Source organism: Tropicimonas sp. IMCC34011, assembly GCF_003390865.1.
GTDB lineage: Bacteria > Pseudomonadota > Alphaproteobacteria > Rhodobacterales > Rhodobacteraceae > Tropicimonas_B.
This window is the reverse complement of sequence record NZ_QMEJ01000001.1, coordinates 203,826-217,678: the sequence shown is the minus strand read 5'-3', so window position 1 is coordinate 217,678 and position 13,853 is coordinate 203,826. Positions and strand designations below refer to the sequence as shown.

The window sequence follows — 13,853 nt, the reverse complement described above, 5'->3', positions numbered from 1 at the left end:
CGAGCGGGCCGCCCCTTCTGAACGGGAGCGTGGCCGTCGCGCGACGTTCCGCCAAATTCCGTGATCGTTAGGGGGCGCAGGCCCCGATGTCACGGCTCTGTTGCAGCTTTACATCAACTTGCGGCGGCGTGTCACGCGAATATCGAGGTCCGTGATCTTCTTTCTCAAGGTATTGCGGTTGATGCCGAGAAGGTCGGCGCATTTGGCCTGATTCCCGCCAGTTGCATCGAGCGCGATCTCGATGAGCGGCACTTCGACCTCCTTCAGGATGCGCTGGTAGAGGCCCGGAGGCGGCAGAACGCCGCCGTGGAGGTCGAAATAGCGCCGAAGATGCTTGGCGACGGAAGCTGAGAGCTTCTCCCCCGACCCGCCCCCCATGAGAGGCTCGATCTCGGGCTGGTTTCCGAGGACCTGCTCCACCTCCGCCCGGCCGATCTCCTCCTCGGGGGAGGTCACCACGAGACGGCGGATGATGTTCTCGAGCTGGCGCACGTTGCCGGGCCAGGAATAGGCGCGGATCAGCTCCATGACCGGTTCGGCGAAGCGCCGCGTCGGTGCTCCGTCCCGTTCCGCGCGGGCAAGGAAATGCTCGGCCAGGAGCGGAATGTCGTCCACCCGCTCGCGCAGGGCGGGCACGGCGATGGTGACGCCGCCAAGGCGATAGAAGAGGTCCTGCCGGAACGCCCCCCGCTCCATGCGCTCGGTCAGATCCGACTGGCTCGTCGCCATGATCCGGGGCGCGGAATCGCCGAGGGCATCGAGCAGCCGCACGAGGCGCCCCTGGGTGTCCATGTCGAGATCGGCCACCTCGTCGAACAGGATCGACCCCGCCCGCGCCTTGGCGACGATGGCCGAGGGCCCGTCGACGCCGGCGAGGTCCGATGCGCTGGCCACGACGAACGGCATCGATCGGCGGTCCGAGAAATCGTGGATCGCCCGCGCGATGAGCGATTTTCCGGTGCCGCTTTCGCCGGTGATCAGGGTCGCGAGATCCGTGTTCATCACCCGTGCGACGAGCCTGTAGAGCGCCTGCATGGCCGGCGTCCGGCCCACCAGCGGCAGGTCCGTCGCCGCGGCTTCCGGCCGCTCGACGTTGCCTCGCACGGTACGGGACTGGCCGGCGTGGCGCTTCACCTCGAGCGCCTTCGCCGCGCGCTTCATCAGGTCCGGCAGGTCGAAGGGCTTCGGCAGGTAGTCGTAGGCTTCCGCCTCCGCCGCCTGGATCGCCGTCATGATGGTGTTCTGCGCGGAGATCACGATCACCGGAAGGCCCGGCCGCTCGGAGCCGATCCGGGGCAGCATCTCCAGCCCGTTCCCGTCCGGCATGACGACATCCGAGATCACGAGATCGCCTTTGCCCTCCTCGACCCAGCGCATCAGCGTCACGAGGCTGGACGTGGCATGGACCTTGCAGCCGGCGCGGGTCAGCGCCTGGGTAAGCACGGTCCTGATCGTGCGGTCGTCATCGGCGACGAGGATCGTTCCGTCCATTCGGTCAGGTCTCCTGGTTGGCGTCCGGGGCCCCGCCCTCCGGGGCGACGGGCAGCGAGATGCGGAAGGCGGTACGGCCGGGAGCGCTCTCGACGCTGATCCAGCCGCGATGTTCGATGACGATCTTGGAGACGAGCGCGAGGCCGAGGCCGGTCCCGTTCTCCCGCCCCGAGATGAATGGCTCGAAGATCTCGTCGGCGATCTCGGGCGGCAGACCCGGCCCGTCATCGACGATTTCGACCTGCAGGGGCACCGCGAGGGCGACGCCGTCCGCGCCGCGCACCCTGAGGCTCGGCTCGTAGAACGTCCGCAGGCGGATCGTCCCGGTCCCCTGCCCGCTGCGCTGGACCGCCTCAGCGGCGTTCTTCAGAAGGTTGAGGAAGACCTGCAGCAGCTGGTCGCCATCGGCGAGCGTCGGCGGCAGCGAGGGGTCGTAATCGTCATGGATCTGCATGTGCGCGGCGAATCCGACGCTGGCCGAGCGGCGGGCACGGTCCAGGAGGTCATGCAGGTTCACCGGCTTGGTGAGCGGCGGACGCAGGTTTCCGAACTGTTCCACCTGCTCGAGGAGCTGCACCACGCGGCGGGTCTCCGCGACGATGAGATCGGTCAGCTCCAGATCCTCGCCCTCGAGGGACATCGACAGAAGTTGCGCGGCCCCCGAGATGCCGGCGAGCGGGTTCTTGATCTCGTGCGCCAGCATCTCGGCCATGCCGATGGCCGAGCGTGCGGCGGCGCCCGGCGCGCGGCCGAGGCGGCCTGCGATCTGGCGCGGCGCGATGACGACGAGCAGGATCTCGGGGTGGTCCGTGAGCGGCGCGATCTGAAGATTGCAGGCCACGCTCGCGCGCTCGTGCGTTCCCACGTCCGAATCGTTGATGAAGACCGGCGACCGGTTGAGCCGGACCCGCGTCAGCGCGCCTTCGATGGGCGCATCGACGATGAGGCAATCGTGGACGGACCGCCCCTTGAGCGACCGCAGGGAGGCATTCAGGAAGGCCTCCGCCTCGGGATTGAGCGCGTCGATCCGGTCCTCGGCGTCCAGAAGGAGCGCCGGCACGGGCAGCGAAGCCCAGATCTCGCCGGTGAGCCGATGCCCCTCGTCGCTCATGCGGCGGTCCTTCGGGCCGGGGTGAAGGCGCGGGATATCAGCGACAGGACGGCAGCGGGATCGGTCTCGGTCATGAGCGTGCGGCGGAGGCCGGCTGGATCGCCGGCCGCCTCGAGGTACCACCCCAGGTGCTTTCGCGCGACGCGCACGGCGAGCCCCGGCCCGTAGAACGACAGCATCTGCTCGTAGTGCTCGCGGACAAGGGCGGCGAGGTCGTCTGCTTCGGGCGCCGCACGCGGAACCCGGCCGCCGAGCGCATCGGCGATCTGTCCCGGAAGCCAGGGCCTGCCCTGAGCGCCCCGTCCGATCATGACGCCGTCCGCACCCGACTGCGCGAGGGCGTTGCGGGCATCGTTCAGCGAACAGATGTCTCCGTTCGCGATGAGCGGCACGTCCTTCGGCAGCGCATCGCGCACCGGCCTGATCGCGGCCCAGTCGGCCCGGCCCTTGTAGAACTGGCAGCGCGTCCGGCCGTGGACGGTGATGCGGGAGACGCCGAGCGCGGCGGCCCCGGCCGCGAGCTCCGGCGCCGTCAGGCTCTCCTCGTTCCAGCCGAGCCGCATCTTGAGCGTCACGGGGACGGCGACCGCGCCGATCACGGCCTCGACCAGCCGCAGGGCATTCGGCACGTCGCGCATGAGCGCCGACCCCGAGGCACCATCGCCGGCCGTGGCCGTGACCTTCTTCGCCGGACAGCCCATGTTGATGTCGATCACGCGGGCGCCCATGTCCTCGGCGATCCGGGCCGCCTCGGCCATCCAGTGCGCCTCGGCTCCCGCGATCTGCACCGCCGTTCCCGGCATGTCAGCGCCGAGCGCCTTGTCCCGCGTGCCGCGCCGCGCCGTCACCATCTCCCGGCTCGCCACCATTTCCGACACGACGAGATCTGCGCCGAAGCGCATGGCAAGCCGGCGGAAGGGCCGGTCCGTGATCCCGGCCATCGGCGCGAGGGCGACGAGCGGGCGCTCCGCCCCGCCTCCGGTGATTTGTGCTTGGCGATGCGTCAAACGCTCAATCCTTGTGCGTGCGGTCTCTTATCCCGCGGTCCGGCGCGGACGGAAGCCTGACGCATGGCCATCAGCCTCCCGGTTTCTCATATGCCCGCTTTTTAAGCGCGTTGGGAGGGTAAAGGCTTCCGCGTTGCCCTGCTTCGAGCTCACGGCTAATGAGGATCTCCATGATGACCCGTCCCGCGACACCCTCAGACCGCCCCCGGATCCGCCCGTGACCGATGCCGCAGGACCCGTGACGGACGCGATCCTCGTTGCCGGCGGCAAGGGGACCCGCATGGGCGGCCAGAACAAGGTGTACCGCCTCCTGGCCGGCCAGCCTGTGATCAGCCGCTCTGCCGCCGCGTTCCTGTGCCATCCCGGCATCCGGCGCGTCGTCGCCGTCGTTGCCGCCGATGATGCGGAGGCCGCGCGGGCGATCCTGCCCTCGGAGGTGACGATCGCGACGGGCGGTGCAAGCCGTGCGGCCTCCGTCCGGGCCGGGCTCGCCGCGTTGTCGGACGCGCCGCCGGACCGCGTCCTGATCCACGATGCCGCCCGCCCGCTGATCGACCGGGAGACCATCGCCCGCGTGAGCGAGGCCCTGGACACCCACGACGGGGCGGCGCCTGCGGTCGCGGTGACCGACGCCCTCTGGCGGAGCGAGACGGACCGCATCGAGGGCGCAGTGCCGCGGGACGGCCTTTACCGGGCGCAGACCCCGCAGGGGTTTCGGTACGAGGCCATTGCGGCGGCCCATGCCGGGTGGGACGCGCCCGGCGATCCGGCCGACGATGTCACCGTGGCTCTTGCGGCGGGACTGGACGTCGTCATGGTTCCGGGCGAGGAGCGGAACCTGAAACTGACCCTCGCCGCCGACATGAGGCGCGCGGAGGACCTGCTCGGGAAAGGCACGCCGATGGATATCCGCATGGGCAACGGCTACGACGTCCACCGTTTCGGGCCGGGGGACGCCGTGATCCTCTGCGGCATCCGCATCCCCCATGGCCGCGGCCTGTCCGGCCACTCGGACGCCGATGTCGGGATGCACGCGCTCACCGATGCGATTCTCGGCGCCCTCGCCGAGGGCGATATCGGGCGCCACTTCCCCCCGTCGGATCCGCAGTGGAAAGGCGCCGACAGCGAGATCTTCCTCACACGTGCCGCCGACATCGCCTCCGGTCGCGGCTTCCGTCTTTCGAACGCTGATGTCACACTGATCTGCGAGGAGCCCAAGATCGGCCCTCACGCCGCCGCCATGTCGGCGCGTCTGGCAGCGATCCTCGGCACGACGCCGGACCGGATCTCGGTCAAGGCGACGACGTCGGAGCGGCTCGGTTTCACCGGTCGCGGCGAGGGAATCGCGGCCATCGCCACGGCAACCCTCGTCTCGGAGACGCCATGACCCGCTTCATTGCCTCCTTCGCCTACTCGGGGCTGATCTCCCCGGCGAACGGAACCTGGGGCAGCGCCGCGGCGCTCCTCGTGGGATACCTGCTGCACGGTCTCGGTGGCTTCCCCCTGCTTCTTATCGCCGCCATCGTGCTCTTCCCGATCGGGCTCTGGGCCGCGCGGGCGGAGACACGGGTTGGCGATCACGACCCGTCCTGGATCGTCGTGGACGAAGCGGTTGGCATGTGGATCGCGCTGCTGCCCCTGTCCGGCGGTCTCTGGTTCGCCGGGGCGGATCCCTGGCTCTTCCCCTGGCCGGGCTGGGTCGGCGCCTTCGCAATGTTCCGCCTGTTCGACATCTGGAAGCCATGGCTCGTCGGGCGCGCGGACCGGATGGGAACCCCGGAGGGGCTGATGCTCGATGACGTCGCGGCGGGGGTCATGGCGGCCATTGTCGTCGCGCTGGCCGCGGCCATCTCCCACGGCGTGCTGATGTCATGAGCCCGGCGGAGCAACTCCTCGAGGCGGCCCGCGCGCAAAGCGCCCGGATCGCCGTCGCCGAAAGCTGCACGGGCGGTCTTCTCGGCGGGGCGATCACGGCTCCGGCCGGGGCCTCGAACATCCTCGATCGCGGCTACATCACCTACTCCAACGTCTCGAAGGTCACGATGCTGGGCGTTTCGGAGCAGACTCTGCTCGCGCACGGGGCCGTGTCGGAGGAGGTCGCGCGGGAGATGGCGACCGGAACGCTCCGCCGGTCCGAAGCGGACATCGCCATTTCGGTGACCGGGATCGCCGGGCCCGGCGGCTCGCAGCACAAGCCGGAGGGCCGGGTCTGCTTCGGCCTCGCCCGGATCGGGGAAACCACGCTCGGCGAGACGGTCGAGTTCGGCGCGCTCGGCCGAGAGGCGGTGCGCCTGGCGGCCGTGGATCACGCCCTTTCCATGCTCATCCGCGCTCTGACGGACTGAGCTTCAGACGGTCCCCTTCGGACCGTAGAGCTCGGCCGCCCGACGCTCGAAGGCGCGCACGATCCGCTGCATCGCATCGTTGAAGAACATCCCCGCTGCGCCTTGCAAGAGCCTGTTCTTGAACTCGAAATCAACGTAGAACTGCACCTCGCAGCCCCCTTCGACATCCACGAACCCCCACTTGGAAATCATGTGGTGGAAGGGACCGTCGAGATACTCGGTGTTGATGCGCCCGTCCTCCTGCCAGAGGGTGACGCGGGAGCCGAACTTCTCGCGGAAGACCTTGAAGGAGATCACCAGATCCGCCTCCATGATCTCCGCCGTACCCTCGTGGCGGCGGGAGCGGATGCGCGCCGCGGCCGTCCAGGGCAGGAATTCGGGGTACCGCTCGACATCCGCCACAAGGTCGAACATCTGCTGAGCGGTATAGGGAACGGTGCGGGTCTCGGAATGCGTGGTCATGGCGCCGGTGCGTTGGTGGACTGTACCGGTTGATGTCGTATGGTGCGGGCGCAGATCAAGGACAAAAGCCGTGACAGACCGCCCATACGTCATCGATACGATGATCAGTGCCAAGACAGTGGCCGCCCGCATCGAGCACCTCGCCCGTGAAATCGAGACCGCATTCAGGGGGACGGACCAGCTCGTCGTCGTCGGTCTGCTGCGCGGCAGCTTCGTCTTCATCGCCGACCTCGTGCGTGAACTCCACGACATGCCGGTGGAGGTCGATTTCCTCGAAGCCTCTTCCTACGGTTCCGGGATGACCTCGAGCCGCGAGGTGCGGATCCTGAAGGATCTTCGCGGAGAGATCGGCGGACGGGACGTTCTCGTGGTCGAGGACATCGTCGATACGGGGCACACCCTGACCCACGTGACCTCGCTCCTCAAGAGCCGCTCCCCCCGGCGGCTCGAGACCATCGCGCTTCTCGACAAGCCCTCCCGCCGCGAAGTGCCGTTCAAGGCGTCCTGGACGGGCTTCGAGATCCCGGACGAATTCGTCGTCGGTTACGGGATCGATTTCGCGCAGCGCAACCGCAACCTGCCCTTCATCGGCTCGGTGCGTTTCACGGACGAGACCTGATGCTGAACCCGCGGCACCTCCTCCGGGCAAAGCGGCTGGTGCAGAATCCGCCGTCCTGGGGCAAATTCCTACTGATCCTCGGGATCATCGCGGCCTGTCTCGCCCTCTTCGGGCTGGAGCATTTCGGTCTCCTGCCGGACTGGATGCAGGCCGACCGTGTCGGACGGGGCGGCGGCGTGCGGGTGCAGTGAGGATCGTGCGAGTCCGCGGGCCGGGTGCTGGCCCAAGGGCCCGGAGCTGCCGAACCTCGCCGTCAAGGTGTGCGCCGTCCGTCCCTCAGAAGTCCCGCTCCTTGTAGGCCTTGAGCGCCGCCTCGCGGCCCTCCTGGGCGCCGACGATGGGCTCCTCGGGATACTGATCAGCCGGGGACATGCTCCAGCGCCGGGGAATCGCCTCGAAGTAGTCGAGCGCAGTCTCGGGCGGATCCTCCTGTCCCTCGGCGATGAAGGCGCGGCGATAGGCGCCGTCCCGGTCGAACTTCTCGATCTGGGTTTCGGGATTGAAGACCCGGAAATAAGGTGTCGCGTCCGGTCCCGATCCGGCCGCCCATTGCCAGCCCATCGAGTTGTTGGCGATATCCCAGTCGATCAGGCAGTCCTCGAACCACTTCATCCCGATCTTCCAGTGGCACATCAGGTGTTTCGTCAGGTAGCTCGCGACGATCATCCGCCCGCGATTGTGCATCGTTCCGGTGACGAACATCTCCCGCATCGCGGCATCGACGAAGGGCATTCCAGTCCGCCCCTGTTTCCACGCCTTCACCTCGGCGCGCCGTTCGTCCTCGTTCCAGGGAAAGGCGTCCCACTCCTCGCGCCAGTTGCCGGAGACGAGACGGGGCGTGTGGTAGAGCAGGTGATAGGCGAAGTCGCGCCAGACGAGTTCGCCGAGGAACGTTTCGGCGCCATCCTTGCCGTCCTCCCGCGCCCTCTGCGCGGCCTCCCAGCAGGCACGGATGCCGATCTCCCCATAGGTGAGATTTTCGCTGAGGCGGGACGTGCCGTCCTCACCCGGCAGATCGCGGGATGTGTCGTAGCCCTCTACGATATTCGAGATGAAGGTACCGAGGCGCTGCTGCGCCTTCTGCTCGCCCACGCGGGCATGTTTCGCGACCACGGCGGCGCCGCGGTCCATCGCGGCGCCCATGTCCCAGTCACCCAGCCGGTCGCTGTCAGGCCAGTCCTTCGGCGCTGCGAGCTCGCTCGGGGCGGAGGGCGCCGACCCCGGATCGCGATCCTTCACCGCGCGCCAGAACGGTGTGTAGACCTTGTAGTACCCGCCCTGCTTGGTTTCGACGGTCCATGGTTCGAAGAGGAGATGTCCGGCATGGCTCACCGCCTCGATGCCGTCGGCGTTGAGATCCGACTTCACCGCCTCATCGCGCTCGCGGGCTTCGGGGTCGTAGAGGCGGGACCAGTGCACGGCCCCTGCCCCCGTCTCTTCCGCGAGCCCGCGCAGGATCGGAAGGGCGTTCCCGCGGCGGAGGATCAGGCGGCTGCCCTTTTCCTCGAGCGTCTCCGAAAAGACGCGCAGCGCTTCCCCGAGCCGCCATTTCGGCGCGGCGCCAAGACCGTCGACGCTCGGATCGCAGATGAAGACCGGTATGACGGGGCGGCCCGTCGACGCCACTTCGGACAGGCCGGGGTGATCGGACAAGCGCAGGTCCCGGCGGAACCAGAAGAGGATCGGGCTGCTCGTATCGCCGTCACTCATTCCGACAGGTCGACCACGACGCGGCCATGGGTCTTGTTCTGAAGCATGTCGCGCCCGATCTGCGGCACCTCGTCGAGGGTCGCCATGCGGATCGTCTGCTCCAGGAGCTCGGATGGCATGTCGCGGGCAAGCCGGTCCCAGGCCGTCACGCGCTTCGCGTAAGGCGCGGTCACGCTGTCGATGCCGAGGAGGTTCACGCCGCGCAGCAGGAAGGGAACCACCGTCGTTTCCAGCTTCGAGCCGCCGGCAAGCCCAACCGCGGCGACCGAGCCGCCATGCTTCATCTGCGACAGGACGCGGGCAAGCATCGTGCCGCCGACCGCGTCGACGCATCCCGCCCAGCGTTCGCTCTCGAGCGGCTTGCCGCCCTCGGAGAGCTCCGACCGCGGAACGATGCTGCGGGCGCCGAGGGATCGCAGGTATTCCTCCTGCTCGGGCCGGCCGGTCACGGCCGCGACATGGTAGCCGAGGCGGGACAAGATCGCCGTCGCGACGGAGCCGACGCCGCCCGACGCGCCGGTCACGAGGACCTCACCCCGATCCGGCGTGAGCCCATGCTCCTCGAGGGCAATGATCGACAGCATGGCCGTGAAGCCGGCCGTTCCAAGCGCCATCGCCGTACGCGCGTCCAGTCCGTCCGGCGCCGGGACGAGCCAATCCGCCTTGACCCGCGCCTTCTCGGCATAGCCGCCCCAATGGATCTCGCCAACGCGCCATCCGGTGAGGATCACGCGGTCTCCCGGAGCATAGCGTTCATCGGACGAGGTCTCGACGGTGCCGGCGAAGTCGATGCCGGGAACATGCGGATACGTCTTCACGAGCCCGCCCTGTCCCGCGAGCACGAGGGCGTCCTTGTAGTTCAGGGTGGAATACTCGACCGCCACCGTCACGTCGCCGTCCGGCAGGCTGTCCTCGGCCGTCTCGCGGATTTCGGAGACGACGTCTTCGCCATCCGGCCTGTCGAGAATGAGGGCTTTCATGGGATCTCCCTGTTCGTATCACCTTGCGCGGCGCGGGGCCGCTTTCCGCATGGAGGATAGGTCGGCCGCGCCCCGTGTCGCCCCCCCCCGCGGCGATCGTGACCGCCTTGGGGGAGCGAAGATGAGCGCAGCACCCCGGGAGGCGCGGCACGGTCCGTTTCGCGGCCGGTGCCCGGCCCGGCCGTGCTACTTCAGCGCCCGCAGCCGAGCGACCAGCATGCGGGTCGATTCATCCTTGTCCGTACCGGCGTCCTTGCCGGTCAGGACCGGCTCCAGCGATTTCGCGAGTTCCTTGCCGAGTTCGACGCCCCACTGGTCGAAGCTGTTGATCCCGAGGATCACCCCCTCGACGAACACGCGATGCTCGTAGAGCGCGACGATCTGACCGAGGATCTCGGGGGTGAGCTGGGGATAGACCAGCATGGTGGAGGGACGGTTTCCCGGGAAGACACGGTGGGCGGCTTGACGCTCCAGCTCGTCCCCCTCGAGGCCCTTTTTGCGCATGATCTCGCGCGCCTCGTCCATGGAGCGTCCGCGCATCAGTGCTTCGGCCTGAGCGAGGCAATTGGCGACGAGGAGCGTGTGCTGGTGCTCCAGCTCCTCCTCGAACCCGCGGGCCCCCACCATGAACTCGCACGGCACGATGCCGGTGCCCTGGTGGATGAGCTGGTAGAAGGCGTGCTGCCCATTCGTGCCGGGCTCTCCCCAGACGACGGGCCCGGACACGGTGTCCAGCGCGCTGCCGTCCATGCGGACGCGCTTGCCGTTGCTCTCCATTTCCAGCTGCTGCAGATAGGCCGGCAGCCGCGCGAGGCGCTGCTCGTAGGGCAGGACCGCGCGCGTGGGATAGCCGCAGACCTGATGGTTCCAGATGCCGACGAGGGCGAGGAGAACCGGCATGTTCTCCTTCATCTCGGCAGAGCGGAAATGCAGGTCCATCGCCTGTCCGCCGCGCAGGAAGGCCCGGAACGCGTCCGGCCCGATGGCGATCATCAGCGACAGGCCGATCGGCCCCCACATCGAATAGCGCCCGCCGACCCAGTCCTCGAACCCGAAGACGCGGGAGGGATCGATGCCGAACTCCGCCGTCTTGTCCTTGGCAGAAGAGAGCGCGGCGAATTGCGATGCGGGATCGGCGACCGCCTCGCCCATCCAGTCGCGCGCGGTTTCGGCGTTCGTCATGGTCTCGGCAGTGGTGAAGGTCTTGGAGGCGACGATGACGAGGGTCGTCCGCGGGTCGAGCCCCTGAAGCGCAGTTGCGATGTCCGCGCCATCCACGTTGGAGACGAAGTGGCACCGCGGGCCGTCATGGTAGGGCGCAAGCGCCAGCGTCGCCATGGCGGGACCGAGGTCGGAGCCGCCGATGCCGATATTGACCACGTCCGTGATCCGGCCGCCCTGCCCCTTGAACCGTCCCTCGCGGACCTCCTCGGCAAAGCTCGACATGCGGGAAAGCGTCTCCAGAACGCCCGGCATCACGGCCTTGCCGTCCACCACGACCGCGTCGCCGTCCAGGTTGCGCAGCGCCGTGTGCAGGACGGCGCGCCCCTCGGTCTCGTTGATCGCCTTGCCTTCGAACATCTCGTCCCTGCGCCGGGCGACGCCGGCGGCTTCGGCCAGCTGCAGCAGGAGCCACTGGGCCTGGGTGTCGATGCTCGTCTTGGAATAGTCGAACAGCAGATCCCCTGTTTCGACCGAGAAGCGATGCGCGCGGTCCGGCGTCTCGAACAGGCTTGCGATTGTGCGGCCTTCGGTTTTGGCGCGGTGCGCCTTCAGTTTGTCCAGCATGGTTTCGGATCGGCTCCCTCAGGTCGTGGCGCCTGCAAGAAGGGTCCCTTGCCGCGGGCAGCGCCTTGAAAATTCACGTACGGCCAGCAGGGCGGTCCTACGCCGCCCAATGCACCGTGGCGGCGCCGAGGAAGCCGCGGATCGGCGCCTCCAGCTCGGGCTTCTTCGCGGCGGCCTCCAGAACCTCGCGCTTCTCCGCGCCGGTGATCAGCACGTGCGTGCTCATCGCGGTGCGCAAGGCGCGCGCGGACAGGGTGATCCGGGGCTCGTCCGCCCCTTCGGCGCGCATGGCCATGAGTGCCGGCGCATCCGGGGCGAAGGCGGCCTCGAGCTGGTCGGCGCCCGGGAAGAGCGACGCTGTGTGCCCGTCCGTTCCCATTCCGAGGAGCAGGACCGTGATCGGCAGGTGGGCCTCGACCTCGTCGGACAGCGCGCCCAGCCCCTCCTCCGGGGTCGGAACATCGGTATGGAGCGGCACCATCTGCGCGGCCGCGGCATGCTCCGTCAGGAGCCGCTCCCGCACGAGGCGCGTGTTCGAGCGCGGGCTGTCCTCCGGCACCCAGCGTTCGTCGTTCAGCATCACCGAGATACGGTCCCAGGGAAGCCGAACGCCGGACAGGATGTCGAAGGCCGGCCCCGGTGTGGAGCCGCCGGGAATGCAGAGCGTCGCCCGGTCATTGGTCAGCAGATGACCCTTGAGTTCGCTCGAGATCCGGTCGGCCAGATCCATCATCATGATCTCGCGGTCGGGATATTCCTGAAAGTTCATGCCTTGATCTCCCGCCATTTGCGTCCGTCGCGGTGCATGAGCATCAACGCATCCTCCGGCCCGCTGGATCCGGGCTCGTAGGGTTTCGGCACATCGTTGCGCGCCTCCCATCCCGCGATCAGGGGATCGGTCCACGCCCAGGCCGCCTCGACCTCGTCACCGCGCATGAAGAGCGTCTGGTTGCCGCGGATCACGTCCATGATGAGCCGCTCGTAGGCCTCCGGGATGTCGGAGCCGTCCGGACCGAGGGCATCGGCGAAGGTCATGTCGAGCGGGACATCCACGAGACGCATGCCCCCCGGGCCCGGCTCCTTGATTGTCACGCACAGTTCCATGCCCTCGTTGGGCTGGAGCCGGATCGTCAGGATGTTGCGGTGGCTCTTGCCGGTTTCGTCGAAGATCGAGTGCGGCGCGTCCTTGAAGACCACGGCGATCTCGGAGGTCCGCGCCTTCAGCTTCTTGCCGGTGCGCAGGTAGAACGGAGTGCCCGCCCACCGCCAGTTGGAGATGGCAACGCGCAGGGCGATGAAGCTCTCGGTGCGCGAACGCGGATCGCCGGCATCCTCCCGGAAGTCGGGCTCGCCCCCCTTCGCCTCATACTGGCCGCGGATGATGTGATGGGGCTGGACCGGCTCCAGCGCCCGGATCACCTTGAGCTTCTCGTCCCGGACTTCGTCCGAGCCGAACCGGGAGGGCGGCTCCATCGCGATCAGGCAGAGGAGCTGCATGAGGTGGTTCTGCACCATGTCCCGCATGGCGCCGGAGCGGTCGTAATACTCGCCCCTGCCACCGACGCCGACGGTCTCGGCCACGGTGATCTGGATGTGATCGACGTACTGCGCGTTCCAGAGCGGCTCGAAAAGCACGTTGCCGAAGCGCACGGCCATCAGGTTCTGGACCGTCTCCTTCCCGAGGTAATGGTCGATGCGGTAGATCTGCTCCTCGGAGAAGTGCTTCTCCAGCGTGGCGTTCAGCTCCTTCGCACTTGCAAGGTCGTGTCCGAAGGGCTTTTCGACGACGATGCGGCACCCGTCGCCCGCCATGCCGTGGGTATGCAGCCGCTCCGCCAGATCGCCGAAGAGCGACGGCGCGACGGAGAAGTAGAAGGCGTGGACGACGCCCTCGCGGATATGTCCCTTCAGCTCCGTCCAGCCGGCTTCGCCGCGCGCATCGACGGCCTCGTAGGAGAGGCAGGCGAGGAAGGCCTCCAGCGTGTCGGGGTCGATGTCCTTCTTCGGCACGAACTCGGTCAGCGCGTCCCGCACGATGCCGCGGAATTCCTCGTCGTCGTGCTCCGAGCGCGCGGCGCCCACGATGCGGGCCTCCGCGGGCATCTGCCCCGCCTTCATGCGCTGATAGAGACCGGGATAGATCTTCCGCCGGGCGAGATCACCCGTTCCGCCGAAGATCACGAGGTCGAACGGGTCGACCGGAATGATACGCGCTACCATCTGCGTCTAGCTCCTTGGCAAAGGGCTCCGTCCACCGGGCTGCCGGCGTCACGAGATGGAGCCGTTAGCGCAATCGGGGCGCCCGGAAAAGCCTCGGAACGCGACAGAAGGGGCAGAGCC

At 68.1% G+C, this 13,853-nt stretch carries 14 protein-coding genes; 5 read left to right on the top strand and 9 right to left on the bottom strand.

Annotated elements, in window-relative coordinates; translation table 11 throughout:
- Window positions 1-108: 108 nt before the first annotated feature.
- The 3 genes from DQG15_RS00990 to dusB are packed head-to-tail and all read right to left on the bottom strand — an operon-like array spanning window position 109 to window position 3,543.
- Window positions 109-1,491 (bottom strand): response regulator, encoded by a 1,383-nt coding sequence (locus DQG15_RS00990; RefSeq protein ID WP_116082024.1) that lies wholly within the window; start codon window positions 1,489-1,491, stop codon window positions 109-111.
- A 4-nt stretch (window positions 1,492-1,495) separates the two neighbouring features.
- Entirely contained in the window at window positions 1,496-2,602 is a 1,107-nt protein-coding gene (locus DQG15_RS00985) for a nitrogen regulation protein NR(II) (protein ID WP_116082022.1), read from the bottom strand.
- Entirely contained in the window at window positions 2,599-3,543 is a 945-nt protein-coding gene (dusB, locus tag DQG15_RS00980; protein WP_116083654.1) for a tRNA dihydrouridine synthase DusB, read from the bottom strand. The genes DQG15_RS00985 and dusB overlap by 4 nt, the downstream gene beginning before the upstream one ends.
- A gap of 283 nt (window positions 3,544-3,826) precedes the next feature.
- On the opposite strand from dusB, the gene DQG15_RS00975 reads away from it, so the two are divergent.
- The 3 genes from DQG15_RS00975 to DQG15_RS00965 are packed head-to-tail and all read left to right on the top strand — an operon-like array spanning window position 3,827 to window position 5,954.
- Entirely contained in the window at window positions 3,827-4,996 is a 1,170-nt protein-coding gene (locus tag DQG15_RS00975; RefSeq protein ID WP_255415075.1) for a bifunctional 2-C-methyl-D-erythritol 4-phosphate cytidylyltransferase/2-C-methyl-D-erythritol 2,4-cyclodiphosphate synthase, read from the top strand.
- On the top strand, window positions 4,993-5,484 hold the full coding sequence (locus DQG15_RS00970) for a phosphatidylglycerophosphatase A (protein WP_116082021.1): 492 nt from the start codon (window positions 4,993-4,995) through the stop codon (window positions 5,482-5,484). The genes DQG15_RS00975 and DQG15_RS00970 overlap by 4 nt, the downstream gene beginning before the upstream one ends.
- The gene (locus DQG15_RS00965) at window positions 5,481-5,954 is read left to right on the top strand and encodes a CinA family protein (protein ID WP_116082019.1); all 474 of its coding nucleotides are present in this window, start codon (window positions 5,481-5,483) and stop codon (window positions 5,952-5,954) included. The genes DQG15_RS00970 and DQG15_RS00965 overlap by 4 nt, the downstream gene beginning before the upstream one ends.
- Before the next feature lie 3 nt (window positions 5,955-5,957).
- Here DQG15_RS00965 and DQG15_RS00960 read toward each other — a convergent pair whose 3' ends face one another.
- Complete coding sequence (locus DQG15_RS00960) at window positions 5,958-6,416, bottom strand: type II toxin-antitoxin system RatA family toxin (protein ID WP_116082018.1); 459 nt, start codon at window positions 6,414-6,416, stop codon at window positions 5,958-5,960.
- Window positions 6,417-6,486: 70 nt separating this feature from the next.
- On the opposite strand from DQG15_RS00960, the gene hpt reads away from it, so the two are divergent.
- Both hpt and DQG15_RS00950 read left to right on the top strand, forming a co-directional pair.
- Window positions 6,487-7,035 carry a hypoxanthine phosphoribosyltransferase gene (gene hpt / locus DQG15_RS00955; protein WP_116082016.1) on the top strand — a complete coding sequence of 183 codons (549 nt, stop codon included), beginning with the start codon at window positions 6,487-6,489 and terminating at the stop codon, window positions 7,033-7,035.
- Window positions 7,035-7,226 carry a hypothetical protein gene (locus tag DQG15_RS00950; RefSeq protein WP_116082015.1) on the top strand — a complete coding sequence of 64 codons (192 nt, stop codon included), beginning with the start codon at window positions 7,035-7,037 and terminating at the stop codon, window positions 7,224-7,226. Before hpt ends, DQG15_RS00950 begins: the two co-directional genes overlap by 1 nt.
- An 85-nt stretch (window positions 7,227-7,311) precedes the next feature.
- Here the strand turns inward: DQG15_RS00950 and DQG15_RS00945 are convergent, their stop codons facing one another.
- From DQG15_RS00945 to zwf, 5 genes are all read right to left on the bottom strand, one after another.
- Complete coding sequence (locus DQG15_RS00945) at window positions 7,312-8,745, bottom strand: deoxyribodipyrimidine photo-lyase (protein WP_116082013.1); 1,434 nt, start codon at window positions 8,743-8,745, stop codon at window positions 7,312-7,314.
- The gene (locus tag DQG15_RS00940; RefSeq protein ID WP_116082012.1) at window positions 8,742-9,725 is read right to left on the bottom strand and encodes an MDR family oxidoreductase; all 984 of its coding nucleotides are present in this window, start codon (window positions 9,723-9,725) and stop codon (window positions 8,742-8,744) included. The genes DQG15_RS00945 and DQG15_RS00940 overlap by 4 nt, the downstream gene beginning before the upstream one ends.
- A gap of 186 nt (window positions 9,726-9,911) precedes the next feature.
- Complete coding sequence (gene pgi, locus DQG15_RS00935) at window positions 9,912-11,513, bottom strand: glucose-6-phosphate isomerase (protein WP_116082010.1); 1,602 nt, start codon at window positions 11,511-11,513, stop codon at window positions 9,912-9,914.
- A gap of 97 nt (window positions 11,514-11,610) precedes the next feature.
- Entirely contained in the window at window positions 11,611-12,282 is a 672-nt protein-coding gene (gene pgl, locus DQG15_RS00930) for a 6-phosphogluconolactonase (protein WP_116082009.1), read from the bottom strand.
- Window positions 12,279-13,733, bottom strand: a complete 1,455-nt coding sequence (zwf, locus tag DQG15_RS00925) for a glucose-6-phosphate dehydrogenase (RefSeq protein WP_116082007.1) — start codon at window positions 13,731-13,733, stop codon at window positions 12,279-12,281. The genes pgl and zwf overlap by 4 nt, the downstream gene beginning before the upstream one ends.
- Window positions 13,734-13,853 lie beyond the last annotated feature (120 nt).

Coding starts and splice junctions, on each gene's coding strand:
- DQG15_RS00990 (WP_116082024.1), bottom strand. CDS start 1,491: ATGGACGGAACGATCCTCGTCGCCGATGACGACCGCACGATCAGGACC.
- DQG15_RS00985 (WP_116082022.1), bottom strand. CDS start 2,602: ATGAGCGACGAGGGGCATCGGCTCACCGGCGAGATCTGGGCTTCGCTG.
- dusB (WP_116083654.1), bottom strand. CDS start 3,543: ATGGCCGGGATCACGGACCGGCCCTTCCGCCGGCTTGCCATGCGCTTC.
- DQG15_RS00970 (WP_116082021.1), top strand. CDS start 4,993: ATGACCCGCTTCATTGCCTCCTTCGCCTACTCGGGGCTGATCTCCCCG.
- DQG15_RS00965 (WP_116082019.1), top strand. CDS start 5,481: ATGAGCCCGGCGGAGCAACTCCTCGAGGCGGCCCGCGCGCAAAGCGCC.
- DQG15_RS00960 (WP_116082018.1), bottom strand. CDS start 6,416: ATGACCACGCATTCCGAGACCCGCACCGTTCCCTATACCGCTCAGCAG.
- DQG15_RS00950 (WP_116082015.1), top strand. CDS start 7,035: ATGCTGAACCCGCGGCACCTCCTCCGGGCAAAGCGGCTGGTGCAGAAT.
- DQG15_RS00945 (WP_116082013.1), bottom strand. CDS start 8,745: ATGAGTGACGGCGATACGAGCAGCCCGATCCTCTTCTGGTTCCGCCGG.
- DQG15_RS00940 (WP_116082012.1), bottom strand. CDS start 9,725: ATGAAAGCCCTCATTCTCGACAGGCCGGATGGCGAAGACGTCGTCTCC.
- pgi (WP_116082010.1), bottom strand. CDS start 11,513: ATGCTGGACAAACTGAAGGCGCACCGCGCCAAAACCGAAGGCCGCACA.
- pgl (WP_116082009.1), bottom strand. CDS start 12,282: ATGAACTTTCAGGAATATCCCGACCGCGAGATCATGATGATGGATCTG.
- zwf (WP_116082007.1), bottom strand. CDS start 13,733: ATGGTAGCGCGTATCATTCCGGTCGACCCGTTCGACCTCGTGATCTTC.